Origin of the sequence: Vibrio makurazakiensis, from assembly GCF_050337375.1 — a bacterium.
Classification (GTDB): Bacteria; Pseudomonadota; Gammaproteobacteria; order Enterobacterales; family Vibrionaceae; genus Vibrio; species Vibrio makurazakiensis.
In genome coordinates, this window is the sequence record NZ_JAKJSW010000054.1 from 1 (window position 1) to 23,175 (window position 23,175).

Annotated in this window: 21 protein-coding genes; 7 read left to right on the plus strand and 14 right to left on the minus strand. The window is 41.4% G+C overall.

Going from position 1 to position 23,175, the window contains the following annotated elements; genetic code table 11:
- Positions 1-95: 95 nt before the first annotated feature.
- The gene (locus L4C33_RS08360; protein WP_428811977.1) at positions 96-1,289 is read right to left on the minus strand and encodes a glycine C-acetyltransferase; all 1,194 of its coding nucleotides are present in this window, start codon (positions 1,287-1,289) and stop codon (positions 96-98) included.
- 330 nt (positions 1,290-1,619) lie between these two features.
- Between L4C33_RS08360 and L4C33_RS08365 the strand changes: the two genes are divergently transcribed.
- Both L4C33_RS08365 and L4C33_RS08370 read left to right on the plus strand, forming a co-directional pair.
- The gene (locus L4C33_RS08365; RefSeq protein ID WP_428811978.1) at positions 1,620-2,354 is read left to right on the plus strand and encodes an EAL domain-containing protein; all 735 of its coding nucleotides are present in this window, start codon (positions 1,620-1,622) and stop codon (positions 2,352-2,354) included.
- A gap of 62 nt (positions 2,355-2,416) precedes the next feature.
- Positions 2,417-3,961, plus strand: a complete 1,545-nt coding sequence (locus L4C33_RS08370) for a response regulator (protein WP_428811979.1) — start codon at positions 2,417-2,419, stop codon at positions 3,959-3,961.
- On the opposite strand, the gene L4C33_RS08375 is transcribed toward L4C33_RS08370, so the two are convergent.
- The 3 genes from L4C33_RS08375 to L4C33_RS08385 all read right to left on the minus strand — a co-directional run bounded on the left by L4C33_RS08375 (position 3,951) and on the right by L4C33_RS08385 (position 7,623).
- Positions 3,951-4,763, minus strand: a complete 813-nt coding sequence (locus L4C33_RS08375; protein WP_428811980.1) for a helix-turn-helix transcriptional regulator — start codon at positions 4,761-4,763, stop codon at positions 3,951-3,953. The two genes, L4C33_RS08370 and L4C33_RS08375, sit on opposite strands and share 11 nt — an antisense overlap.
- Before the next feature lie 351 nt (positions 4,764-5,114).
- Entirely contained in the window at positions 5,115-6,089 is a 975-nt protein-coding gene (locus L4C33_RS08380; protein ID WP_428811981.1) for a chemotaxis protein, read from the minus strand.
- Positions 6,090-6,378: 289 nt separating this feature from the next.
- Entirely contained in the window at positions 6,379-7,623 is a 1,245-nt protein-coding gene (locus L4C33_RS08385) for an MDR family MFS transporter (protein WP_428811982.1), read from the minus strand.
- Positions 7,624-8,128: 505 nt separating this feature from the next.
- Between L4C33_RS08385 and L4C33_RS08390 the strand changes: the two genes are divergently transcribed.
- A complete protein-coding gene (locus L4C33_RS08390; RefSeq protein ID WP_428811983.1) occupies positions 8,129-9,058 on the plus strand; it encodes a LysR family transcriptional regulator in 930 nt (309 codons plus the stop codon).
- A 2-nt stretch (positions 9,059-9,060) separates the two neighbouring features.
- Positions 9,061-9,447 carry an SMU1112c/YaeR family gloxylase I-like metalloprotein gene (gene gloA2, locus L4C33_RS08395; RefSeq protein WP_428811984.1) on the plus strand — a complete coding sequence of 129 codons (387 nt, stop codon included), beginning with the start codon at positions 9,061-9,063 and terminating at the stop codon, positions 9,445-9,447.
- A gap of 54 nt (positions 9,448-9,501) precedes the next feature.
- Here gloA2 and L4C33_RS08400 read toward each other — a convergent pair whose 3' ends face one another.
- The 4 genes from L4C33_RS08400 to L4C33_RS08415 form a co-directional block, all read right to left on the minus strand.
- Positions 9,502-10,944, minus strand: coding sequence for a PepSY-associated TM helix domain-containing protein (locus L4C33_RS08400; RefSeq protein WP_428811985.1), 1,443 nt, complete (start codon positions 10,942-10,944; stop codon positions 9,502-9,504).
- Positions 10,945-11,050: 106 nt separating this feature from the next.
- Complete coding sequence (locus tag L4C33_RS08405; RefSeq protein ID WP_428811986.1) at positions 11,051-11,419, minus strand: hypothetical protein; 369 nt, start codon at positions 11,417-11,419, stop codon at positions 11,051-11,053.
- A 258-nt stretch (positions 11,420-11,677) separates the two neighbouring features.
- Positions 11,678-12,076, minus strand: a complete 399-nt coding sequence (locus L4C33_RS08410) for a cytochrome b562 (protein ID WP_428811987.1) — start codon at positions 12,074-12,076, stop codon at positions 11,678-11,680.
- Positions 12,077-12,261: 185 nt separating this feature from the next.
- Positions 12,262-13,005 carry a phosphatase gene (locus L4C33_RS08415; protein ID WP_428811988.1) on the minus strand — a complete coding sequence of 248 codons (744 nt, stop codon included), beginning with the start codon at positions 13,003-13,005 and terminating at the stop codon, positions 12,262-12,264.
- A gap of 296 nt (positions 13,006-13,301) precedes the next feature.
- Here L4C33_RS08415 and L4C33_RS08420 point away from each other — a divergent pair, with 296 nt between their 5' ends.
- A complete protein-coding gene (locus tag L4C33_RS08420) occupies positions 13,302-16,181 on the plus strand; it encodes an HD domain-containing phosphohydrolase (RefSeq protein WP_428811989.1) in 2,880 nt (959 codons plus the stop codon).
- Between the two features lie 53 nt (positions 16,182-16,234).
- Here L4C33_RS08420 and L4C33_RS08425 read toward each other — a convergent pair whose 3' ends face one another.
- Positions 16,235-17,167, minus strand: coding sequence for a DMT family transporter (locus L4C33_RS08425; RefSeq protein WP_428811990.1), 933 nt, complete (start codon positions 17,165-17,167; stop codon positions 16,235-16,237).
- 89 nt (positions 17,168-17,256) lie between these two features.
- Between L4C33_RS08425 and L4C33_RS08430 the strand changes: the two genes are divergently transcribed.
- Together L4C33_RS08430 and modA are read left to right on the plus strand one after the other, a co-directional pair.
- Entirely contained in the window at positions 17,257-18,216 is a 960-nt protein-coding gene (locus L4C33_RS08430) for a LysR substrate-binding domain-containing protein (protein ID WP_428811991.1), read from the plus strand.
- Between the two features lie 50 nt (positions 18,217-18,266).
- Positions 18,267-19,004: a molybdate ABC transporter substrate-binding protein gene (gene modA, locus L4C33_RS08435; RefSeq protein WP_428811992.1), complete on the plus strand. Its 738-nt coding sequence runs from the start codon at positions 18,267-18,269 to the stop codon at positions 19,002-19,004.
- Between the two features lie 142 nt (positions 19,005-19,146).
- Here modA and L4C33_RS08440 read toward each other — a convergent pair whose 3' ends face one another.
- The 5 genes from L4C33_RS08440 to L4C33_RS08460 all read right to left on the minus strand — a co-directional run bounded on the left by L4C33_RS08440 (position 19,147) and on the right by L4C33_RS08460 (position 22,881).
- Positions 19,147-19,986 (minus strand): tetratricopeptide repeat protein, encoded by an 840-nt coding sequence (locus L4C33_RS08440; protein WP_428811993.1) that lies wholly within the window; start codon positions 19,984-19,986, stop codon positions 19,147-19,149.
- A gap of 244 nt (positions 19,987-20,230) precedes the next feature.
- A complete protein-coding gene (locus tag L4C33_RS08445; protein ID WP_428811994.1) occupies positions 20,231-20,674 on the minus strand; it encodes a hypothetical protein in 444 nt (147 codons plus the stop codon).
- Between the two features lie 51 nt (positions 20,675-20,725).
- Positions 20,726-21,010, minus strand: coding sequence for a hypothetical protein (locus tag L4C33_RS08450; protein WP_428811995.1), 285 nt, complete (start codon positions 21,008-21,010; stop codon positions 20,726-20,728).
- A gap of 266 nt (positions 21,011-21,276) precedes the next feature.
- Complete coding sequence (locus L4C33_RS08455; protein WP_428811996.1) at positions 21,277-21,795, minus strand: NUDIX hydrolase; 519 nt, start codon at positions 21,793-21,795, stop codon at positions 21,277-21,279.
- Positions 21,796-21,948: 153 nt separating this feature from the next.
- Entirely contained in the window at positions 21,949-22,881 is a 933-nt protein-coding gene (locus tag L4C33_RS08460; RefSeq protein ID WP_428811997.1) for an exopolyphosphatase, read from the minus strand.
- Between the last annotated feature and the right edge of the window lie 294 nt (positions 22,882-23,175).

Here is a 23,175-nt window from a genome sequence, read left to right on the forward strand (position 1 = left end):
TTCTTGTTGTTTGGATAAAACCACCCGCTAATAGAATCAAAAATCTAATGTTATCTATATTCTATTAGCGGGTGGTTTTATCCAAACAACAAGAATTAGATGATACCCATGTCTTTACCAACTTGGATGAACGCATCGATTGCACGGTCTAGTTGCTCACGAGAGTGTGCAGCAGACATTTGCGTACGGATACGAGCTTGGCCTTTTGGTACTACAGGGAAAGAGAAACCGACAACGTAGATGCCTTTCTCTAGTGCGCGTTCTGCAAATTCAGCCGCTACTTTTGCATCACCAAGCATGATTGGGATGATTGCGTGATCAGCACCGCCCATAGTGAAACCAGCGTCTTCCATACGAGTACGGAAGTGAGCAGAGTTTTCCCATAGTTGAGTACGTAGGTCGCCAGATTCCGCTAGAAGGTCTAGAACGCGGATAGACGCAGATACGATTGCAGGAGCAACAGAGTTAGAGAACAGGTATGGACGAGAACGCTGACGTAACCAGTCGATCACTTCTTTCTTACCAGAAGTGTAACCGCCTGAAGCGCCACCCATTGCTTTACCTAGCGTACCAGTGATGATGTCGATACGGTCAACAACGTTGTGGAACTCGTGAGTACCAGCGCCGTTTTCACCCATGAAACCCACTGCGTGAGAATCATCAACCATTACTAGTGCACCGTACTTGTCAGCAAGGTCACAGATAGCAGGAAGGTTAGCAACCACGCCGTCCATTGAGAACACACCGTCAGTTACGATAAGCGTATGACGAGCACCCGCTTCTTTAGCTGCGATAAGTTGCTGTTCTAGTTCTTCCATGTTGTTGTTCGCGTAGCGGAAACGCATTGCTTTACATAGACGAACACCATCAATGATAGAAGCGTGGTTTAGAGCATCAGAGATGATTGCATCTTCTTTACCTAAAATCGTTTCGAATAAACCAGCGTTCGCATCGAAGCAAGATGTGTAAAGAATAGTGTCTTCTTTACCTAGGAACGTAGATAGCTTTTGCTCTAGTTCTTTGTGTGAGTCTTGAGTACCACAGATGAAACGAACTGACGCCATACCAAAACCGTGTTGGTCCATGCCGTCTTTTGCTGCTTCGATTAGATCAGGGTGGTTAGCAAGGCCTAAGTAGTTGTTTGCACAGAAGTTCAGTACTTCTTCACCAGTCGAGATAGAAACCGCTGCTTTTTGTGCAGAAGTGATAATGCGCTCAGACTTGTAAAGACCTTCTTCTTTTACTTCTTCGATTTGGTTTTGAATCTGTTGGTAGAATGCAGAAGACATCAGCTAATTCCTTCCTAATTATTATTGAACAACGAGGCGTTGTTTTATGTAGGGAGTGTAAATGAAAACAAAATGATTCATTTACACTGTCAAACTGTTAATGACATTTTAGTTGAAGTGAAGGAAAACGATTATCCCTTAAGTTGGAAAAACATTGATGAATTGAAATCACAAATAATATTCATCGGGATATTATTTACATAAATCCAACTTGTATACCTAAAGTCCATTTCATATCGAATCTAAACTTTTAACCTCAGAACAATATAGAGAGTCTTAGGCCGAACTCTCACAATGTGCAGCCATTTTAGCCAACGAGCCTATTAGCACATGTACTTATCTGATCATTTAATCGACCAAGCGTTTACTAACCGCTGGTACACCTGCTACTACCAGCCAAAAGTAGTGCCCCACCTCGAAAAAATGACGGGGGTCGAAGCCCTATTCAGAATAAGCATTCCACAACAAGGTGTATTTTCTCCGGCTCATTTTCTGGAGCGCGCGTTTGAACTCGGATATGAAGAGAAAATTTTCTTTATTGTCCTTGAACAAGCGCTTTACGAAATCAAAGCGCTCTCTCCAGCACTTAATCTCGCGGTGAACATCAGTAAAAAAGTTATAGAGAACTCTTGTAACCTCGAACGTATAAAAGAACTGTTATGGGAAACATCTTTTCCTGCCCATCAACTTATTCTCGAGTTAAGTGAAAACGACGAGATAAATGATCAACTAGCTTCGAAGATACAGGAGTTCAAAATGCTTGGGATTAAGTTCTCCATCGATGATTTTGGGGTCGGTTACTCAAATATCGAAAAGGTGATGAACCTAAATGTTGATGAGGTAAAATTCGATAAATCACTCATTAACAATTGTGGAGAAAAGTTCACATTTTTACTGAAAAACCTGGTCATTTTCTGTAAAGAAGTCGGTATCAGAACCGTTGCCGAAGGCGTTGAAGATGCTGAAACTTGTCATTATGTACATCAACTCGGTTTTGACAGCTATCAAGGGTTCTATTTTTCTAAGCCTGTTCGACCGGATGATTTACGAGGGTTAGCAATATGACATTAACTAGCCACTCCTCAGAGTCACAGCAAGTCGCAACTTCACTGGCCAAATTCAAAGTATTGATTATCGATGACAGTCCGCTGTTTATCCATAGTATTCGCAAGATCATCAACAAAATAAAAGTGGCGGAAAAGAACATCAATTATGCTCTAGATACCAAGATCGCTTGTTGGTACCTGAAGGATAGTATTGAGTCTGGAAACCACTATGACATCATTATTTGTTCGTATACCTTTAAAAACCGCCCCTTAGGTAAAGAGTTTTTCCGCTTCATCGAAAAAGAGCACATACGTGAGAAGCTGTCAGCTTTGATCGTAACAGACAACACCGTGGACCAAGAAACCATTAGAGAAATTGATCAACATTTACCTGATGGATTTATCGCTAAGCCATTTAATTACAATCAACTCGTAACCAAAATCAATCACATCATTACCCGAGGATTAGCATTAAAAGCGACGAAAAATGCCTACTTTCAAAGGAACTACCAGCAAGTAATTGAACTGACTCACTGTATAGAACAAGAGAATATAGCGTTCAGAAACGAGCTTATCCGCATGCGTTGTCTATCACTGGTGCATTTAAAGCGCTTTGATGAAGCCGTCACCCTGTGCTCTTCACAGTTGAATCAAAACAATGAATGGTCATTAGTCCAGCTCATTGAGCTCTATAGCTTGCGGGGAGACAGCCACGGTGTCCTGGCTATACTCGATCAAAAGCCAACACTCAAAGATCACCCTAGAGTAAAATGGTTATTGATGGAAAGTGAACTGAAGATCACTAACTATAAACAGCTCATTAGTAACTACAAAAAGTTTGCAACTGATCAAGAGAAAAGCATTAAATCGGCAGTATTGAATCTCTATGAGCTGGACTATGCAGCAACAATTGAAACTCTGAATGCTTTCTTAAAAAACAACCAAACTAATCCTTTGGTTGACAAAAAAATCGCGCTGTTTTTATGGAGCTTAAAGTCCTTAAATTACACTTTCCATAACGAATATTGCACCAGTCGTGGTAATGGGTTTGACAAGTTGGTGATCGATAATAATCCAAACCACCACCTATATTATTTACTTCTTTATGTGCTAAAAAATTACGACTCACGGGAACTGTTCAAAGTAGGAAAAAAGTTCGATGCATAYATAAAAAGAGCAATTTATGCAAAAGATAACCTAGTACTAATATTACTCGCACTCGCTTGCTACCATCTTGGACTTCATTCCAAAGTTAAAATGCTAGCCGAACAACAGTTAACCTTTGTAGAGAACGACTTTTTGTCCATCATTACAGGGAAGTTGCTAGAAAACTTATCTCAACTTAGTAACGGCAAAGAGCTGTATTTTAATCTGAATAGAGACTCAGACTTAACCACGTTGGTATCCATGGCGAATACGTCACCATTAAACAAGGAATATCACGAAGGACTCGTATCTCAATTTGCCAATATAGTGAAACGCAAAAAAATAAGGAAAACGAAGAAGTTAATGTTAAGCATTGAGTCCAGCATCTCTTATTTACGTCAATCCTATGAAGATTTAGGTCAATTTAGTGAATTGGTCAGGCTAAAAACAGAGTACGAAGTCATTAGGGTTAATTTATGATGAACTCGACACTTTTCTTTTTCATCTTAAGATCATAATAACGAATGTATTTAAAATATAGGTCATGCTTGTTTTGAATTGTCTGAGAGAAGGGATTCTCGACTACTTTTTTTATGCTAGCGCGATAGAACGTCAACCCTAATTTGTTACAGCAAGGTTCGAAATAAAGGTCATACAAAAACTGACTCATAGCAGGATCAATCGTAGGAAAGCTAAATTCCGTTTCTGGCATATCGTTGCCTAAATGATCAAATATTTGGCGCCTAATAGGTGCGCTCATCGCCCCTACACTAAATAACATGTTATCTGTCAATTCATAAACCACATGCCCAATCATCAAGTTTTCGCATAGGAAGCACTTTACGATCATATCACCGGACGAGATTCCTAACTGTTTTGCCGTTTCAWTAAAATCGCGTCCATACAACTTAGTGTGCATTGTGCGAATAAGGTTCAGTCGTTCATCGGGTATATTCGCTAGTTTATAGGTTTCAACTGAAGTGATTTTATAATCATATCCGATATCATAGTTAAATGGTTGGTCCATTAACTTGGTTGCAGCTTTTACTTGAACCATTTCCTCAACTGAAAAATCATAGTCTTGCTGAAAGAAGCTCGCAACTCCCAGACGCCTTACAAAACTGGGCTGAGTTTTTCCACGCTCCCATTGACTTAGCATGACTTGATTAACGCCTTTGAACGCTCGATGAGATTTGGCCAATACATCAGCTAACTCTTCTTGAGAAGTACCTAATTGTTCACGTAACAATTTCAACTTTTCCGAAAAATTCTCTTTGTTCATTAGCGAATTTCCGCTCCTATCACTGGACGACTACACTTTAAGCATAATAGATTCGCAGATACAAGTTCAGCAAATCATTGAGTTAAAATGAATAGTTTCGCTTTTGATAGTTAGATCTTTTCATGAATCGAGGATATTGGCAGAAATACCCAAAAGCTAAAGTAGTTCTTACAAATATGAGGGAAACAAAACATGGATATGTATTGGAACATTGATGAATATTATCGGCTACTCAAAGGTAAGTAGCCGACCAGTAAGCCATCAAGAGTTTACAACGAACGCAGAAGTAAATAGATGCTCCCGCCTCCAATAAGCTACTTCTTATTTAATTACGCAAGGTTACGAGTCAATCTAAGTAAAAATATACTTATCCATCATGGTCACCATTTTTCCTATCTCAGGTTTGGTGATCGTGTCATTCGCGCCCAATGCTAATGCTTTAGCGCGGTTATCATCACTCATTAAAGAAGAAAACATGATGATAGGGGTGTTCGCATAAGCATCGCTATCTCGTAAGCGCTTAAGTAAATGCATACCATCCATTCTAGGCATTTCTACATCAGTAACTACTGCGTTAACGAGCTCGTGAGTAGGTAAACCTTCTTGCTTGGCCGATTCGGCAATCTCCATCAATTTGTCGTGCCCTTCTCCGCCATCCTTACACGCAATAATATTGTAGCCTGCAGAGGTTAATGTGTCTTGAATTAAGCTACGAATAAATGCCGAGTCGTCAACTACCACAATGGTTTTCGCATTTCTTTTCGTGATCATGCGTTGGTTCAAATCAACCGATTTATCAACGGTGACATCATATTTCTCCATACTCAACTCTGGATTGATGTCTGAAATGATTTTTTCAAAATCCAGGATCATGATGAGATTTTTGTCTTTTCGAACCACAGCCACTACGCAGTCTTGTTCGCCAGCCTCTAAAAACTGACTAGGTGATTCAACATCATTCCAAGATATACGATGAATACGGCTAATGCTGTCAATCAGAAAACCATTAGTCATGCGGTTGAAATCGGTCACTATGACAAACTTCTTCTCTAGGTCTTTACTCGTTGGAAGCCCTAACCAGCCCCCTAAGTCCACCAGCGGGGTCAGAATATCACGCGACGAAAACACACCGATCATATGAGGCTGTGCATTAGGGTAGTCCGTTGTTTCAGGTACCTGAATCACTTCACGAACTTTGGCCACATTAATGCCGTAGTAACATATTTTTGTTCCACCATCTGGCAGGTGTTTAACTAAATGAAACTCGATAATCTCAAGCTCATTCGTACCGCTCTCGGTCAAAATCGTACTGCTAGAATTGCTCATACTAGTACCAATTTTTTGCCTGTAAGACTCTATTTACCTGTATTAGCACTATGCCTAGCACTATCGGTTATTCTTTGTCGAAACAGACTTATAAGGCTGATAACTTACCCAAGGGGCAAGCCGTTAAATTATGCATCTATCATTAAAAGTAGGCAGGCATAAGGATAACGTCTAGTTAACACCCTCCTTAAACGTAAAAGCCGTACTTTTATTAACAAAAGTACGGCTTAATTATTGGTCGTGAATAATTCACGGATGAACGTAATATCTAGTGACTATGAACAACGAGTTAGGGCTGCGTTACGGCCTCTCTCTCGACGGTATCTTCGGTATGCTCAGCAAGCCAATACAACCACATCATCACTAAGCAAAGCACAAAGCAGACAACAAACAACCAATTCGAACTGAGGGATTCAATCACAATGCCACCGACCAGAGGGGCAATTGCAAAGCCCAGTGAGTAAAGCGCTGCGGCGCCAAAGTACGAGCCTCTTAGATGAGGAGGAGCCATTCGGTCTATCTGAACATTTAAGGTTGGGAACGCTATCACTTCACCGAGGCTTAGGATAAAGCAAGCGATCGCCCAGCCGATAGGCCAGTCTACAGGGGTAAGTAAAAAGCCAATTTGCGCGACAGCCATTAAACACATCCCTATTCGCGTTCTCACAAATAATGGAATATGTTCTAGCCACTTCAGCATTGGAAACTGAAAAATAATAATGGTTAAAGTGTTCACCAGAACCAACCCTGCAATAATTTGCGCAGCATCTGACACAGAAGAACGAACAATAACCTGTGGTATAGAAGACTCAACCTGAGCATAAACAAACATCATGATGAAATTAGCGATCATCAATTTTACGAAGATATTGTCTTTACGAATCACGTTTAGCGTAGCGCTAAAATTTGGTAATACCGAAGTGTCTGGTTTCGTGAATCTCTTTTTACGTTCAATACCAAAAAATAGCCAAAATCCATAAACCACATAAGTAGCACCCGCAATAAAAAACAGATTCTGTGGTTGCGCTAAAGCTAAAGTAATACCAATTAACGGGCCTAATGCGCCGCCTAAATTCAGCAGAAAGTAACGAATATTCAGAGCCAGCTCTCGGTCTTTCAGGTCATCTAAATTATCACCGATCACTGCTTTTGCGGGCGCTTCGATCATTGGTCTCATTAACCCAGTCAGCATCAGTAATACATAGAACTGCCAAACTTCAGATGCCAACCCAATGCCAGTATAAGATAGTGCGGCAATCCAACTGCCTAAAACCATCACCCACTTTCGACCAAAACGATCCGATAAATAACCAGAGTACAAACCAGTGCCTGCGCCAACGATAGCCGAAGCCCCTAACATACTCCCCACTTCAATTGCAGAAGCGCCGTAATCTTGATAAAGAAATACAATAAGAAATGGCCACGCCATAAAGTAGCTCGTACGAGCGAGGAGTGTACCCGTTAGTACTGTCCATACTGAAAAGTTAAACCGTTGAACCCTTTCTAATTGAAATAAACTGTCTTCTTTCTCCATAAGGTCTCCTTCCCTATTACCAACTGAAATTAACGCCATTTATTTTGTTTATTATTCAGCCAGTATATGAATGAATAGGAATAAAGATAGACTCGAAGGATAATTTAATGAAACGCACCAAAAACATAAGTTTACGCACGCCATAGCAATAAAATCCCGTCAGTTAAATATTCTATAGGTTACAATTTGCACACCGCTTTTCTAGAACTATCGCCTGCTAGACTGACTTATTAGTCGAAATGACATTAGTGCCTTTATTGCTCACTATCACTCTCATAAAGCGTACTATCTGCTATAGATAAAATTGCTTAAAACAAATCAGAAGAGACATCTCGAAACAAAAGAAGACTATGCGTACTCCTAAAAAATCAAACGTGAAGTGAAAAAAATCATACTTTGGCATCCTTTCTTGAACCTCAAGGTTCTTTATTGGATTTATAGACAGTTTCGTGAGTAAATAGGCATGCGATTCAACTGCGTTAAAGCAACCATATTTAAGTGACTTATGATTAATCCAAAACTCATTTCTCTCCTTCCTGACTTAGCCTCTTTTATTTTAGTGGTTAATGAAGGTAGCTTTACCGCTGCGGCAAAACAGTTAGGGGTTACTCCATCTGCGTTGAGTAAATTAATCACTCGTTTAGAGCAAGCTTTGTCAGTAAAGTTGTTTGAGCGCACAACCCGCACCTTAATCATCACCCAAGCTGGTCAGCAGGTTTATGATCAAAGTGTCGTGATGGTTAACGCAGCACAGCAAGCTATCGAACTTTCGACTTCGGATCACACAGAACCTTCAGGTTCATTAACGGTTGCTGCTCCAGAGGCTTTTTTAAATTCAGTATTACAACCTTTTGTTGGGCCATTTCTTCAACAATATCCTGAAATTCAACTCAAACTACGGGCTGCCGATGGCAACATTGATATCTTTCGTCAGGGCATTGATGTGGCGTTTCGCCTTACTGACAAACCAGATGAAAGCTTAGTACTTAAAGAGTTAGGCAAAACTAACCTGGTGTTGTGTGCTAGTCCTGAGTATTTGAACAATAAAGGCATGCCTGCTCATCCAACAGAGCTCACTGAACACGACTGCTTGTACCTAGCCGAAACCGATAAAGACCACATTTGGGATTTTTTGAAAGATGATGAATTTCATACCGTTGCGGTATCAGGGCGTTACGCCGTCAATCACTCTCAAATGCGTCTAAATGGGGTAAAAGATGGACTTGGGATTGGTATCTTCCACGACTTTGTTATTCAAGATGCACTCAACGAAGGCAGTGTTGTTCAAGTATTAGAAGATTGGACGATCAAAAGTAACTACCACGGCGCAATTGCCATGCAGTATGCACAGACTAAGTACATGCCTGCACGTTTACGTGTTTTCATTGATTATGCGATGAAGCATTTAAGCAATAAATTAGCAGGAGAGACATAACGATGCTAAAAGGAATCCATCACGCTGCGATTATTTGCTCTAATTACACGGTTTCAAAACACTTCTATACAAAGGTTTTGCAGTTAGAAGTTATTGCAGAAAACTACCGAGAGAATCGTCAGTCATACAAACTGGATTTAGCATTACCAAACGGCTCTCAAGTTGAATTATTTAGCTTCCCGAACTCTCCAGAGAGACCAAGCTTTCCCGAAGCGCAAGGGCTACGGCATTTAGCATTTTGTGTGGACGACGTGAGCTATGTGAAATGTTATTTAGAGCAACAAGGAATTGAAGTAGAACCCATTCGAGTGGATGAATTTACTGGCAAGGAATTCACGTTCTTTGCAGACCCTGATGGGCTACCGCTTGAAATCTACCAGCAAGATTAGTGACACCCTCTCCAACTCTAATAGAGCCGAAGAGGGCTACATATACTCATGATACTAACTTAAGGCTAACTTCAGCCTTTCAACGCGTGAAAATATCAACCAGTCTAGAATCAATGCTGTGACAATAGTGATACCCGCCAGTGGGAACAAGATCCCCATAAATGCGATTACCACTAGCCCTGTTTTCCAAACTCCTGCATCATTAAATTTAGGTGGCGCCCCCAACTTCTTTTGCCCTGATGGTCGGCGCATCCACCACATCACTCCACCAGTAATCGCAACTGCGATAAAAGCAATGCAAAATAGCGTATTCAATATCTTGTTTACGACACTAATATCCCCCTGATGAAGCGCTACACCAGCGGCCATAGCTTTTGCCATCAAGTTGTAATCTTGCCACGTTACATCAGCAAGTATTTGCCCAGAGTACTGGTCAATATGAGTCGTCCGATCTTGTGTCGGGTTGGTAATATCTCCGCTCATTGTATTGGCAGACACAGTAAAAACCCCTGTTTCAGATTTTGGAAAGTTCAGCTTGTACTGTCCAAATCCTAAATCTTGAGCAATTTTTACCACTTCATTAAGAGACAAAGTACCGCGTTGTTGCGAATGATGAAGATCAACTGACATGTCACCCATCGCCGAATGATCATGAGATTTTGGTAAAGGGGTCTGCTCTAAGTTCCATGGCATTTCTTCTTCAGAACCATGATTCAGGCTTGTATGGTTTTGGTCAGACAAAGGGACATCATTCCACTTTTGAGCAGGGAACGAGTTCCACGCTTGAACAAATTGGCTCCCCCACACTCCAGCCCACGATAAACCAGACAGAATAAACAGCAACAACACCAGTGATAAAGTTCCGCCAATGTTTGCGTGTAAATCTCTCATAACAACTCTAGTACCAGCTCCCAAACGAATTTTCATAAAACCCGCTCGACTCGCATTGTCACGTGGCAACCATAGATAAATACCGCTCACTAACAGTAAAACTGACAAACTGGCTGCGACTTCAATAAGGTAATCACCCCAATCACCGATGAGTAAGGTGCCATGAATGTCATTCGCCAGTTGATACCAGCTATCACTGCGATCAATTTCCCCAAGCACTTCCCCCGTATAAGGGTTAACTATCGCAAACACTGAGCTGCCATCTTGTCGCTTAACGGAATAGCGATTAGCCAATGTCGGTGTTTTCGCTGGGATATATTGTGTAATCACAGCATTTGGATATATCGCTTGTACTTGCTGTAATTGTTCGGAAGGTGTTTGTTTTTCATTGCTGGCTTCAACTTGCAAAATATCTTGGTAACGTACCATTTCAATTTCGTCGTCAAACAACATAACTAAACCAGTCAAACACAGCATTAGCATAAACGGGATAACGAACAGTCCAGCATAGAAATGCCAGCGCCATGTTAGAAAGTAGAGTGTTTTATTACGTGAAGTGGTTTGTTCTTGGCTTGATTGCTTAACTTGAGAGTCATTTCTCAACATTGTGATTTCCTTTTTCGCACGCATACGAACCCTCTGAAAAACAGAGAGTGGGTTGAGTACTTGAACTTTACTTAGATAATTGGGTTATTTATTTTTAGAGTTTTTATCAAGTAAGAACCACAGGAGGGGCTCGCGGAATTTGCTTCTTAAAACGTTCGCTTAGAGCCAAAAAAGCGTATCGTTCAGAAACAATTAAACTCAGTCGAGTTGTAAGCAGTGTGCTTGGAAGTTTGTTATCGAAAAATGGAGAAAAATGGCTAAACGGACAAGGTTTACCGCTGTGTGTCTCAGGTGTCCCTTCTTCTACCTGAACCAGCTCAAAACCATTCAATGTACATAATGTCGCCCACACTCCTGCGCTATTACCATGAGCATTGATAATAGGCATTAATGTCACAAGCACCCAGCTTAAAGCCGTCGCAAGTAACATTGATTTGTTAAACACTGAGAATGTAAATGGAGTGTGACGCATCATTTATAACATTTATAAATTTGCGACATTATTGATCAGGAACGAATTAGACGAAAGAACTGAACCAGCCAAACGTCAATAATTGAACCTCCCGCACAAAGTCGTTCACTTTCAATGATAAACACTCGTCTTCAGGGTTAAAAATCAAACTAAAATAAATGCATAAAACGAAAAAACGCCTATTGATGACTATGACCAATAGGCGCTTTTACTTAAGAACTCTTTTTGTGGAGAGCTTTATTACCTAGAAATGAGCTAGGGTTAGCCGAAAAGCTTGCTCCAAATGCTTGGATTACGCTTATCGTGGTACTCAATTCGCAATGCGTCGATATCTCTTAGCTCTTGCTGAGCTTGCTCAAAGTTACCTTGCTCTAGCTCTGCTTCAATCTTATCAATCGACGTCGCTAGCTTTTTAAAGCCTTCCATGTACAACGTTTCTTTTTCTAAAGGGTACACACCTTGCTTTGAACTGGCGATTAGTTCATCTAAGTTAGCAATCGGTTTTTGCATCTCTTCAATATTTTGCGCTTCTGCTGCTTGCTTAAAAGCCAACTTCATTTGTTGCATATTTTTCTTAAGATCGACACTGTTTGCGAATACAGACGCAGACATCAGAGATGAGGCTAAAAGAGCCACCGTTAAAATTGAGCGAGTTTTCATTACTTCTCCATAGGGACATGGTTGCCGAACGGCATTATTATTTTCACTCTAGTGTATACAAGTTTTAGCTAAACCGAGACAAATATATGTATCGAAATACGAAACAATCGATCCGTAGAAGTACTCACCTCTATAGATTGCTGGGGCGTATGCTTGCTAGTCATTGTTACTACTAACTATTGATACTACATACCTGCTAATTCTGGTATCAGCTTACGTCCACGAAGCTCCAAAAAGCTCAAAAACTGCTGAGGGGTATGAGTCACGACTTTACTGCTTTCAACACCGACTTGATCTAGCAATTCAGATACCAGCTCTAAGCGCCCAACACCCTGGCAGAAATGCGCATCACTTCCTGTCGTGATATATGCCCCGACCTCTTTTGCTATGCTCGCAATGCGATAGCATCGGTCAACACTACCCACGCGGCTATTGCCTTTTAAAGTCGTATTATTAATTTCGATAGCAACATTATTTTCTTTCGCACATTGGATAACAGCTTCAAAATCAAAGTCGAAATTAGGGTTACCTAAATGCCCCAACGCATCCACTCTTCCAGCTTTTATTACATTCAGTAAAGCTTGCGTGTGTGTCGCTTTATCAGAAGGGCGAAAGACCGGCTCATGGAAGCTAGCGATAGCCCAATCTAAGTTTTTATCAACACTAGGGTGAATATCAATATCACCCGCGGTATTCATAATATTGGACTCAACACCACGAATGATCGCCACTTTATTAATGAAACGCGGTAATACCCTCTGGTTACTAAAGAACCAGTAATGTGGCGCACCGGGCATTGATTCTGAATGGTCTGTCGTACAGAACATCTTTAAGCCGTGTTCATAAGCAGCCTGTGCATTCTCAATCAAGGTGCTGTAAGCATGACCACTCGCATAGGTATGTGTGTGCGTGTCTACCTGTAACTTCATTGAACAGTACTCTTATAATCCAGTATTTCTACAAGTCTAACAGTCTGACGATAGAAATTGCAGCGATTCACTAAAAGTTAACCATTGCTAATCCGTTCTTAGCTCACTCCGCTCAAATAAATGAATATTCGACATTTGACCAGCAAACAAAAGACTTTTAGCAAAAACTCAATTGACGATAATTTTATCAGTAGTCGAACAGGCGGTTTTTTTCAACTTATTAAAGTTCAACCATTTTTTTGCAACATACAAAACATCGACAATACTTAAATTGGTTTACGTGCATAGGAACCTAGATGAAGAAACGCCGCTATCCCTTAAGTATTCACATTACGAGTCTCTTTTTAGTTCTAACGACCATAGTTGGTATTGTTCTTATTTCCATCAGCTATCGGCATTCGCAAGAACTACTAACGGGGACGGCGCAGGAATTAAGTAAAGATCATAGCAACAAGCTTGAGTCTGTATTCAAGCAAACCGTATCGCCGATACTCACGACCCTCGACTTTATGGCTGTAAGCTCCTTTATTCGCCACCAAGGCGAGTCTTTAGAGCAAAAGCCGTGGCTCGCTTCGATTGACCTAATATTCAAACAGAACCCTAACCTAGTCGCCTTGTTTTATACTTCGAATGAGGGCGCTTTTACTATCTTCCGTCCGCTAGGTAGTAATAAACAAAGGAAAGCCGCCGGAGCGCCTGCAAAATCCACAATGATGATCAGTAGTGCCGATCTTTCGGGGAAAAACGAAACCATATTTCTCGATGGGAACCACAAACAGATAGGTAGAAACCTCACTAACGACAATACATTTGATCCAAGAACAAGGCCGTGGTTTATCAATGCTGAAAGCGACGGTGAGATTCGCTTATCCAAACCATATTTGTTCCACTTTTTGAAAACCAGTGGCATCACCCTATCTCGCCGTTCAGCGGATGGGCAGCATGTTATAGGAGCAGATTTCACACTCGAGAGTTTATCTACACAGATAAGTCAGTTGGCGTACTCCCCGCAAACTCGGCTTGCGCTGTTTGATAATGAATTCCAGTTACTCGGACAACACCAACTCGATATAGACATAACCCTAACGCCCGAAGAACAGCGTGAAGCCTTAGATAAAACGGTAATCGCAACACTACTGAATCAAACTAGCTACGAGAAACCGATATTTAAAGAAATAAGTTTCAACCTCGCGGAGTGGTCACTCACCATGACGCCAGTGCATTTAACTGAAAACGTCACACTTCTATTAGCAGAAGCAACGCCACAGAGCGACTTACTGGCTGATTTACTCTCTATGCGCGACAAACAGATCATGGTCGCGGTGATCTTATTAATAACGTGCTTTATCTTTGTTTGGCTAATTGCAAAACGCTTAGCTCTACCATTACAGAACCTCGTCGAATTGACCGATAACATTGCGCGTTTTGATTTTAAGCGAACGCACTATCCAAAAAGCATGATCAAAGAAGTATCTAACCTTACCCTCTCCATTGAGCTCATGGAGCACACACTGCACGACTTACTTAACTTGCTCCGGGATACTGCAAGCAACCAAGAATTCAGCGTACTCGCTAAAACCGTCGCCCACCAAAGCTATCTCATCACGAAAGCTGAAACCATTATGCTGTTCGTCCAATCCAAGGATTCGGACACCTTCACCGTTGCCGCAAATCACGCAATCATTCCGTTCAAAGCGGACATCAATGATTTCATCAAAGATACGCCTTGGTTACTTTCAAAACTGAAATCAGGTGAAACCATCCACTTCAACCGTGACGACAACACGCTGAAACGTCACCAGAACTCCATCTTTAATTCCGATATTTACCTGTTTCCGCTGTTAAACAGAGAGAAGCAATTAGTCGGTATTGTGGTCATTGGCTATGAACGAGCCATCACTCAAATTCAAGCTGACAAACACGCTTTTCTGAGGGAAGTATTAAGCTTCGCGGAAATAGCGAAAGACAACATAGACCAAATGCAGCAACAAAAAGACATGCTCAATGCCTTTATCGAGTTGATTGCTTCAGCCATTGATACCAAGTCTCCATACACTGGCGGACACTGTCAGCGGGTTCCTGAGCTAACAAAATGGCTAACAGAGCTGACCGAGAAAGATGAACGCTATTTCCCTCACTTCTCATTAGACAGAAGACAGTGGGAAGAACTTAACTTAGCCTCTTGGCTGCATGATTGCGGTAAAGTCACGACCCCTGAATACGTGGTCGACAAAGCGACTAAACTAGAAACGATCTATGACCGAATACACGAAGTCCGCATGCGTTTTGAGGTTCTAAAAGTACAAGCTGAATCCGATTACTGGAAAGCGCTGCATGAAGGAGAAAACCTAGAAGAACAGACAGCCTTGTTAGTGAAGACTCACGAAGAATTAGATGCAGAGTTTGCCTTTGTTGCCGAGTGCAACTTAGGTGGTGAGTTCATGGAAGATGAAAAAATAGAGAAGCTACACAGAATTGCAGAACGTAAATGGAAGCGAACCTTAGATGACCAATTAGGCGTTTCATGGATTGAACAGCAGCGCTACGGGGTAAAAACTTACCTGCCTAAAATGGAGTCATTACTGGCAGATAAAGAAGTCCACCAAGTTCCTTGGCAAGCAGGCTTTAGCCCGATGGATGTGTGGAAAGAAGATTTCGTACTCACTCCAGGGGCGGTGAAGTACAATCGTGGGGAGTTACATAACCTGTCTATTCGTCGCGGTACTTTAAGTGATGAAGAGCGCTTCATTATCAATGATCACATAGTTCAAACGCTCTCGATGTTAGAGCGACTACCTTACCCAGAGCATTTACAGGATATCCCAAGCATCGCTGGCGGCCACCATGAACGAGTTGATGGTAAAGGCTATCCTAGAGGGCTAAATCAAGAGCAACTTTCTATTCCTGCTAGAGTTATGGCTATTTCCGATGTATTTGAAGCCCTGACTTCCAGCGACCGTCCATATAAAAAAGCCAAAACATTAAGTGAATCACTTAACATCATGACTCATATGGCGACGAGTGGTCATATTGATCCAAAGCTTTATGTTCTGTTCTTAGAGGGTGAAATTGACCAGCGTTATGCCAATGAATTCCTCAGTAAAGAACAAAACACGGAGGTCGATCGCGAGCACCATATTCAAACCGTCAAAGAGTACATAAAAAGCCTGTTTTAGTCGTACAACATCATTCGTGTAAGCCCATGTCCACCATGCTTCAGATCCAACGCTTAAGCCGTTTTTATCGCCTCTGAACTTATCGCTTTACGCCTTAGCATCTTTGGCAGAAAAGTATTCATAACACTCGCGGAAACAATCAGAGATATCCCCACGATTTGACTGACTGTGAAAACATCATCAAAGAAAGAGTATTGCCACAACGCGGTGAACAGTAAGTTGGTGAATATCAACGGAGCAAGCTGAGAGCCGCTATCTGCGAGTTTGTAGGCTTTAGCTCTGAATATTTGCGTGTTGATAATGAGTACGGACATGACCATCAAAGCTCCTACAACTGCGGTGCTAAGGTGTCCCGTAAACAATGCCTGTACCTGCAAGTCACCGACAGTCGCACTCAATATAACAAAAGGGAGTAATAAGCTTGATGCGATAACAAATGTCCAAGCGTTTAACTCAATAGGCGTCACATCCCCTTTTGTTGAACGGTACAAGCTCAATTGAGAACCTGAGTTAAACACACCAGCCAGCAGCCCAACGAGTAACTCAGGTTTTAGTTCAAACTGACTAAGGTCACCCGCCATGCACAATACACCAACAAAGGTCATCACTAATCCAATAATAGTGATGACACTGATACGAGCACCAAAAATTAGTTTTTCTAACACTGGGATAAACAGTGGGCCAGAGCTAAATAGAACAATACTTTCAACTAGAGTGAGGCGTTGTAATGAAAGTAAGAAGCACACTTGGCATGCTGAGATACATATCCCCCGTACCAGTAGTGGTTTGTATGCTGTCAGAGGAAATGAACGTAAACGAATAAAGAACAAGACAACAAATAACATTGCGGCAGGCACTGCAAACCTTAGAAAACCGAGTAACTCTATTGGCATCGCTTGCGATAAGTATTTTGCTAACAACCCTGTAAATGAAAGGCTGAATGTTGAAAGCAACATAAACGTTGTAGATTGAAAATTTTTAGACATCGACTACCTCCTGATGCGTGCATTCTAAGAAAGTGACGATTGAAAGAATAGCGAGTAATATTGACTAAACCTGTAAGGAAAACTTACCAATGAAGAAGCTCGTTCCTCTGAAATCTATTTATACATTTATCGCGGTTGCAGAAACAGGCAGCATGACTAAGGCCGCCAGTGCTCTGTGTGTTAGCCACTCGGCTGTTAGTCAGGCAATCAAATCGTTAGAGCAGCAAATCGGAAAACCGCTATTTCAGCGCATGGGCAGAAATGTGGTGCTCAACAATGATGGTAAGCGTTATTACAAAAAGATATCTCCCGCGCTAGAAACCATTGTAGAAGCGACGTCTGAGCTGATAAAAACACAAGAAGAACATCGAATAACGCTAAACATGATTAATTCATTAGCGATGCACTGGTGGATCCCACGAGTACAAGGATTCCAACAATTTGCACCCAAAATGGACGTCCGAATCTCGACTCTTACCGGAGTATTTCAGCTTGAGAAACAAGGGGTCGATATTGCTCTTGTTCACGGTAAACCCGACGATTGGCAAGATTACTATTGCGAAAAATTAAGCAGTGATGAGCTAGTTATGGTGTGTAGCCCACTCTTATTAGAGAAAGCCCAACAATCATTAGAGGAAGCCGAAGATAGTTTAAGTACGTGCAAGTCCATTACTGCCATTTCATTACTTAAACAATACCCTGCGATTACTGTAACCAATGAAAGACGAAAACACGATTGGTCGATATGGTGTGAACACCATGGCATAGACGTCCCTTCCGGGCAGAACAACTTGTCGTTTAACGTTTCAATTCAGGCTGTGCAAGCCGCTATTCGACAGCTTGGTGTATTCATCACCCACAGGCAGTTTGTTCGTGACGACATTAGCCATGGATTGCTCGTCGAGATAGGCCCTGCGGTCAGCAACCCATACCAAGACTTTTATTTTGTATGCCCTGCAGAAAAATTAAAAATGGAAAGCGTGCTTCAGCTTAGGAACTGGTTACGAAAGGAATTTGATTCCTCTTACACCCGCTTACAAGCAAGTTAAAACAAATACGATAAAATCCAGCACCAACCCCGTTTGAGTTTAGGTATCCCATGAAAAAGCTTTGCACTTTATTATTAGCATCCCTTTCGCTTGTAGCGAACGCAGAAGATACATTACGAGTTTATGCCGCGTCTTCAATGACCAATGCCATTACTGAGCTATCAAACTCTTACACTGAGGCTCAGGGAGTTAATATCGTCACTGTATTTGGAGGTTCGTCTTCACTCGCAAGACAGATTGAACGAGGGGCTCCCGTTGATGTATTTATTTCAGCTAACCAGAAATGGGTTGATCACCTCGTTATCCAAGACGTCATTTCACCTAGCAATGTTTCCATTTTTGCCAGCAATAATCTCACGTTAATTGCCCCGAAAGCCTCTAACATTAGCTTTGACGTAACGGACAAGTCTGCATGGGAAACCAATTTAAAAGACCAGCGTTTGGCGATAGGCCAACCAGAAAGTGTGCCTGCTGGGATATACGCGAAAGAAGCGCTTAGCACATTAAATGTTTGGGATTCTGTGAGTCATAATTTAGCGCCCACGAAAAATGTGCGTGTAGCGTTAGTATTGGTTGAACTAGGTGAAGCACCACTTGGCATCGTCTATAAAACGGATGCGATGGCGAGCGATAAAGTCAGAGTCGTACATAATTTCAGTGATACGCTCCATTCAGAAATCACTTACCCATTAGCGAAAGTGAATGAATCAGATAGCGTTGACGCGTTCATTACCTATCTAAAAAGCGAGCCTGCAAAACAGATATTGAATGCCTACGGTTTCAAGTAACAACCTTTCTTTCAACCCTTTGCGCTTAACTAGATGCGTGTGGCACTTTTATACTGAAGCCTAAGTTATTGAGCTATTGATAAGTGATAATTAATTGGCATGAGCGATATGTTCGCTCATGCCCTAAAGAGGAGGAAAAGGTTTATTCTTCTAAGAGAGATTCAAATCGCTCTAAACCACGAAGCATCTCAAAGTCGGTTTCTTCACTAATCAGCTCTCGCATAGAACCACTAGCAGCAATAGAACGCTCTATATCGTCGATAGCCTGCCCTTCAGCCCCTAATCGAGCATAAGCACAAGCTCTTTGGTACAAGGCGTGAGCATTCTGGTCATCCACCTCAAGCACTCGGTTACACAGGCTCATTGCCCAATGGTATTCACCAATTTCCATCGCAGCATCCGCTTTATAGGTGAGGGCCTCTAAATCACCTGGACGTACTTTTAAAATCTCATCATAGATTTCTATCTTCTGCTCTGCGGTTTGTACGCTTTGTGCGCGAAGCCATAGATTGTGGATCTCGTTGATGATTTCGATTTCGCGGTTGTTCTCTGAAATGATACGAGTTTTGCGTTTTAGGTCCCTCTCAAGATCTAAAAACTTCTTCTCATACTCTTGAGCAATTTGATTAAGGCGTTTATCTGCCATTTCTTTGGTGTTGTGCTTAATCTCTTTCAGTGATTGCCAGCCTATCAATGCAATCAACGAAGCTACACCTGCAATAATATAAAAGAAGTAAGTGACCGTAACATTGGCATAGTTTAGGGACCTATCAGCAACACTAAGCTCCCTATCGGTTATCTCTATGATGGTGCGTCGTTCAAGGTCTTGCTGGTTCATACGCAAGCTTTTAAGCTCATCAAGAATGTACCTCTCCATCAAAGGCCTATCGACATACTCTTTCTCTGAATACTTTAACTCTTCATTTGCAAAACCCATGAAAGAGCACAGTGAGAGCAATACCACTAACAAGCTTCGGCACATCGTACATTCCTTATACTTTATCCTTTTAAGCTACTGTATATCGGAATCACGGAGTGCGCTAGAAATTAGATGGAAATCAGAGACGTGCAAAGGGGATCTAATCTTCTACTATTCAGCTGATTTCTGTTTAAATTAAGCGAGCAGACACTGAAATAAAAAAGCCATAGCTGGCGAGCTATGGCTTTAGAATATTCATATCACTCTAGCTGAACGTCAGTAGTCAGCTAAAGATAAATTATTTGGCTTACTTCTCGTAAACCTCTATTTTCGTCAGCATCGCTGCACACTTCGCCAGAAATTGATCCAGGTACAATGCAGGGTCTGCTAACTTTTCTCCACCTTTAATATCAGCGCCTGTTACTCGCCAAAAGTTGCGAACAATCAGGTTGCGATGATAAATAAAATCAGCGATTTCTTGTTTGGTCAGTGGAAGCTTCTTACCAAAGACAGCATCATATAAGTTCAAGTCTGACTCTAGGTCACTTGTGTTACCTTTTAGGAAGGTATCAGGGTTTAGCCCTAGGGCTTGCTTCTCACCTTGAGTTGCCTGCAACTTGGATAGATGAGTCATTATGCCAAACAGGCCAAACTCTACTTGTTGAGAAGACAGCAATGCAGCCCCTAGAAGCGCATGAGTGTTAGCCTGTTGTTCAGTTGTCGCTGAAGTTACTGTTGATGTTGCCGTCACTGTAAAAACCTCAAAATTGTATAAACCATCGTCAAATGCTAGTAATGAGAACTATGCGGTCTCAGGCCATTGGTTAGCTTCATCTAATTGAATTCGAGCTGCATCGAACACTACATAGCTGGTTGTTCGTTCACATTTAGTCACTTGAACATTCCCTTTGAAGCCGATATCAGAAAGCCTTTTCGCAAGCTGTTCCGGCGCTTTATCAAATACAACGTTCATGAAAGGAAAATGGGTAGCACCTACAATTCCCTTTTCATTGAAAATTTCCATAGCTTGAGACAGGAGATCAGTATCCGTTAACTCAATTATTTCGACTACATCTTCCAACAACATTTTCTATTCCATTCTGTCTGAAATCTATCAACTCAAACATGGCTTCACCAGCTTGAAGAAGTTTATGTATCACTATACCGAGACACTCTAAATCGCCATGGCAGGATAACATATTTTTCGGTGCGAAATATCAAGCTATTCAAGATTAGCTTCAATATGATCGATAAACACTGACTAGGTAACTCTCAAAAGTTAGCTATAAGAAATCATAGCTCTCACTATGACTTTCCACTTAATCGAGCTGCCATAGTCGTCAATTAAATTGGCTAAAGCATTTCTTTCGCAATTAAGTGCAGCAAGAACGTTTCACGCTCTATGCTCATGCCCTTTTTAGAGCTTTCGGCCATTGTCTTTTCATTATGAGCGATAGCTTCATGGATGTTTATCCAAACCGGCTTCATTCCGTTTTTGATTTCATAATCTTCATACGAAGTTTCGCCTAGCTCGCTGTTAATTTTGCAAGTATAGCAGTAAGAGATCATATGCATTATGTCAGCATCATCTTTGTACCAAGGGCGAAATTCTTCAAAAATACCGAAAGGCTTAATACTATGAATATTCTGCGCACCGGTTTCTTCTTCTAACTCACGAACCATACCGGCAATTACATCTTCCCCTTCATCCAAACCACCACCAGGAATAGTGTAGTCATGGTAGCGTTGTGTATAGAGCATTAAGATATTCTCGCCGTCTAAAACGATAGCGCGAGCAGCGTTACGCTTGCGTACTGTCTGACCATCTAAGTGCTCGATATCAGGATGAATAGTGGTTTTTAAATGTCTCATGGCTTATAGCTTCTTAAAAACGGGTCTTTTGAAATTTGGCGCATTATACCAACCTAAATCATTAAGTGTTTGGAAATTGCATAGAAAAAGCCCCACATCACTGCGGGGCTTAACTTGAATTTCGAGTTTCTTAAAAGCCTTTACAATGAACGATTAGCCGTCGGCAGTAATCGCATCTATCAGCTCTTGTTGCACTTTTTCAGCATCAGGCGTTGCGATTTGACATGTGCCAGCTGCCACATGGCCACCACCACCGTATTTAAGCATCAGCTCACCAACATTGGTTTTCGAACCGCGATCAAAAATCGATTTACCGGTAGCAAAAACAACGTTTTGCTTCTGGAAGCCCCACATTTTGTGGATAGAGATATTACATTGTGGGAACAAAGCGTAAATCATAAAACGGTTACCCGCATAGATCGTGTCTTCATTCACAAGATCAAGCAAAACCAGATTGTCATGCACCGTTGCACAGCGTTGAACTTGCTCTTTGAATTTACTTTCGTGCTCACGATATAAGTCGATACGCTCTTTTACATCAGGTAGATCAAGGATCTCTTTGATCGAATGGTTCTTACAATAATCAATAAGATCCATCATTAGTGCGTAGTTAGAAATTCTAAACTCACGGAAACGGCCTAAACCTGTACGAGCATCCATTAAGAAGTTCAGTAAGTTCCAATCTTGCGAATCCAGAACTTCATCACGATTAAATTGGGCAGAGTCACCTTTATCTACCGCTTCCATCATTTCTTCCCATTCCGCAGGGAACGTGTCTGAACCACCATAATAATCCCACACTACACGTGCAGCTGAAGGTGCATCAGGATCAATAATATGATTAGAGCGTTCACCGGTATTACGAATTGTTTCAGAAAGGTGGTGATCAAAAGTGAGGTGTGAATCAGAAACATAAGGAAGGTTAGTCACGATATCATTATCTGTGATTTCGACTTTTCCATCTTGCATATCTTTTGGGTGCACAAATTTAATATCGTCAATGGTAAATTTCTGCTTTAACAGCACCGCGCACACTAAGCCATCGAAATCGCTACGCGTTACTAATCTAAATTTTTGCTCTGACATTTTAGTTCCTTTGCCATGTAACATTAATCCTAAGATAACCGCATAGAATACCTAGAATCAAGAAGTGATTGATGCTTCAACCAGTTACGCTAATTCAAGCTTGAGCTAGGACTCAAAACGAACAGAAATATTAGTAAATAATAGACCTTACTGGCTTCTTAACCAAATTGAGTCAGCAAGTTTTGAAATCTAAAATATACTAATCCCATATGTCACTTTGATCATTACCTTGGAGAAAGCATGAAAAAAATCAGCCTATTAATGTCAATTTTAGGATCTATCGTACTTGTTGGG

Bases quoted from the DNA above. Each gene is read 5' to 3' on its own strand.
- L4C33_RS08360 (WP_428811977.1), bottom strand. From the start codon at position 1,289: ATGTCTTCTGCATTCTACCAACAGATTCAAAACCAAATCGAAGAAGTA.
- L4C33_RS08365 (WP_428811978.1), top strand. From the start codon at position 1,620: ATGTACTTATCTGATCATTTAATCGACCAAGCGTTTACTAACCGCTGG.
- L4C33_RS08380 (WP_428811981.1), bottom strand. From the start codon at position 6,089: ATGAGCAATTCTAGCAGTACGATTTTGACCGAGAGCGGTACGAATGAG.
- L4C33_RS08385 (WP_428811982.1), bottom strand. From the start codon at position 7,623: ATGGAGAAAGAAGACAGTTTATTTCAATTAGAAAGGGTTCAACGGTTT.
- L4C33_RS08390 (WP_428811983.1), top strand. From the start codon at position 8,129: ATGATTAATCCAAAACTCATTTCTCTCCTTCCTGACTTAGCCTCTTTT.
- gloA2 (WP_428811984.1), top strand. From the start codon at position 9,061: ATGCTAAAAGGAATCCATCACGCTGCGATTATTTGCTCTAATTACACG.
- L4C33_RS08400 (WP_428811985.1), bottom strand. From the start codon at position 10,944: ATGTTGAGAAATGACTCTCAAGTTAAGCAATCAAGCCAAGAACAAACC.
- L4C33_RS08405 (WP_428811986.1), bottom strand. From the start codon at position 11,419: ATGATGCGTCACACTCCATTTACATTCTCAGTGTTTAACAAATCAATG.
- L4C33_RS08410 (WP_428811987.1), bottom strand. From the start codon at position 12,076: ATGAAAACTCGCTCAATTTTAACGGTGGCTCTTTTAGCCTCATCTCTG.
- L4C33_RS08415 (WP_428811988.1), bottom strand. From the start codon at position 13,005: ATGAAGTTACAGGTAGACACGCACACACATACCTATGCGAGTGGTCAT.
- L4C33_RS08420 (WP_428811989.1), top strand. From the start codon at position 13,302: ATGAAGAAACGCCGCTATCCCTTAAGTATTCACATTACGAGTCTCTTT.
- L4C33_RS08425 (WP_428811990.1), bottom strand. From the start codon at position 17,167: ATGTCTAAAAATTTTCAATCTACAACGTTTATGTTGCTTTCAACATTC.
- L4C33_RS08430 (WP_428811991.1), top strand. From the start codon at position 17,257: ATGAAGAAGCTCGTTCCTCTGAAATCTATTTATACATTTATCGCGGTT.
- modA (WP_428811992.1), top strand. From the start codon at position 18,267: ATGAAAAAGCTTTGCACTTTATTATTAGCATCCCTTTCGCTTGTAGCG.
- L4C33_RS08440 (WP_428811993.1), bottom strand. From the start codon at position 19,986: ATGTGCCGAAGCTTGTTAGTGGTATTGCTCTCACTGTGCTCTTTCATG.
- L4C33_RS08450 (WP_428811995.1), bottom strand. From the start codon at position 21,010: ATGTTGTTGGAAGATGTAGTCGAAATAATTGAGTTAACGGATACTGAT.
- L4C33_RS08455 (WP_428811996.1), bottom strand. From the start codon at position 21,795: ATGAGACATTTAAAAACCACTATTCATCCTGATATCGAGCACTTAGAT.
- L4C33_RS08460 (WP_428811997.1), bottom strand. From the start codon at position 22,881: ATGTCAGAGCAAAAATTTAGATTAGTAACGCGTAGCGATTTCGATGGC.